Annotated in this window: 1 protein-coding gene and 1 pseudogene; both read left to right on the top strand. The window is 74.7% G+C overall.

Going from position 1 to position 2,051, the window contains the following annotated elements; genetic code table 11:
- The coding region (locus tag AWZ10_RS34850) for a branched-chain amino acid ABC transporter substrate-binding protein (RefSeq protein WP_159058457.1) at positions 1 to 1,228 on the top strand (1,228 nt) is incomplete at its 5' end.
- Positions 1,228 to 1,998, top strand: a pseudogene (locus tag AWZ10_RS34845) (serine/threonine-protein kinase); the annotation flags it as partial. The gene AWZ10_RS34850 and the pseudogene AWZ10_RS34845, both read left to right, overlap by 1 nt.
- Between the last annotated feature and the right edge of the window lie 53 nt (positions 1,999 to 2,051).

The raw sequence follows: 2,051 nt of genomic DNA, 5'->3' as shown, positions 1-2,051 counted from the left end.
CACGGCGGCCACCGACACACCCGAAGCCCCCGCGAGGCGTCGCGTCCTGCTCGCCGGCGCGGGCGCGCTCCTCGCCGCAGGGGGAGCCACGACCTGGTGGGCCCTGGGCATGGACGACGGCGCGGGCGCCAAGAAGCCGGTCGCCGCCTCCCGCCGCCCCGCCTACACCGTCGCGCTGCACGGCGACCTCAGTGGCGACCAGCGCGCCACCGGCAAGGCCCAGGAACGCGGACTGCGGCTGGCCGTCGAGGAGTTCAACGCCCGACGGAACGCCCCCTTCCAGGTGGACGTGCGGGCCGTCGACGACGCCGGCGACCCGGCCGAGTCGGCCCGGCTCGCGAAGCGACTCGCCGACGACCCCTCCGTCCTCGCCGTGGTCGGCCCGACCACGGACGCGACCGCCCTGTCCGCGCTGGCCGCGTACGACGCCGCCCTCCTGCCCGTTCTCGCGGTGTCCCCCGGCGCCATCGCCCTCGTCGTGCAGGGCTTCCGCTCGTTCCTGCACGCACGGCTGCCCGACTCTGTGCTACCCCTCTACCTCGACGCGGTCCTGCGGAGCACCCGCCCGCGCAGGATCGGTGTCGTCGTCGACCGGGCCGCCGACAGCTACAGCGCTGAGGTCAGCAGCAGCTTGAGCAGGCAACTGCACGCGGCCGGGCAGCCGTTCCTGCCCCGCGTGGTCGGCACCATGCGGTCCGGCTTCGGGGACACGGTGGACGACCTCCTGGCCGCCGGCACCGACTCCTTCGCCTTCGCCGGTCTGCCCGACCGGGCCGCGTCGTTCGCCCGGACGCTGAGCGAGCGCGGCTTCTCCGGGGCCCGCGCCTCCGGACCGGCCCTGCTCGACCCGCGTTTCGTCACGGCCGCGAAGGAGGCCGCCGACGGGTGGACGATCGTCGCGGCGGTCGTCGACCCGACGGGCATCCCCGAGGCGAAGGCGTTCGTGAGCGCCTACCGGAAACGGTGGAAGCAGGCGCCGCCCCGGTACGCGGCGGAGGCCTACGACGTGACCTCGATGGTGCTCAAGTCGCTCGGGGACCTGCCGTCCAAGAGCCGTACCCGCGAGGAACTGCTCGCCGCGCTGCGGGCCGTCAAGTACCAGGGCATCACCAGGACGTACGGGTTCCAGAAGAACGGCCTGCCGCTCATCGACGGCACCGGCGGCTACCTCTGGCGTGTCGAGGACGGAGCGTTCGTGTACGGCGGCCCCGCGCCGCTGACGGCCTGATGGAGCCGCTGCGTACCGCCGATCCGTCGCGGCTGGGCGACTACCGCCTGCTGCGACAGCTCGGTGCCGGAGGCATGGGCGTCGTCTTCCTCGCCCGCGCGCCGGGCGGCGCCTTCGCCGCGGTCAAGGTCGTACGGGCGTCCTACGCGGACGACGCGGGGTTCCGGGCCCGGTTCCGCCGGGAGATCGAGGTGGCCCGGCAGGTGGACAGCCCCTGGGTGGTCCCCTTGCTGGGCGCGGACGCCGACGCGGAGGATCCGTGGCTGGCGACCGCGTTCGTACCGGGTCCCTCGCTCTCGGAGGCTCTGGAGGAGCACGGGCCGTGGTCCCCCGCGTCCGTGTGCGTGCTGGGGCTGCGGCTCGCCGAGGCACTGGACGCCGTCCACCGGGCCGGGCTGGTGCACCGCGACGTGAAGCCGGGCAACCTGTTGCTGGCCCCGGACGGTCCGCGCCTGATCGACTTCGGTATCGCGCGCACGCCGGAAGGTACGGCGCTCACGTCCACCGGCGTCATCGTGGGCTCGCCCGGTTTCCTGTCGCCCGAACAGGCCCGGGCGCGCGGCGCGGGGGTCGGCCCGCCCAGCGATGTCTTCTCGCTGGGCTGTGTCCTGGCCTTCGCCGCGACCGGCGTACGGCCGTTCGGCAGCGGCGCTGCCGCGGCGATGCTGTTGCGCACGGTCTACGACGAGCCCGAGCTGCCCGGCCTCCCGGAGGCGCTGGAGCCGGTCGTACGGGCATGCCTGGACAAGGACCCGGCGCGGCGGCCGAGCTGGCGCTGATGGCCGGCGCCGACCGCGTCGAGGGCTGTCTGTTCGGGCAGGGC

The sequence above is a fragment of the Streptomyces europaeiscabiei genome (assembly GCF_001550375.1).
GTDB lineage: Bacteria > Actinomycetota > Actinomycetes > Streptomycetales > Streptomycetaceae > Streptomyces > Streptomyces europaeiscabiei.
This window is presented reverse-complemented; position numbering and strand designations above follow the sequence as displayed.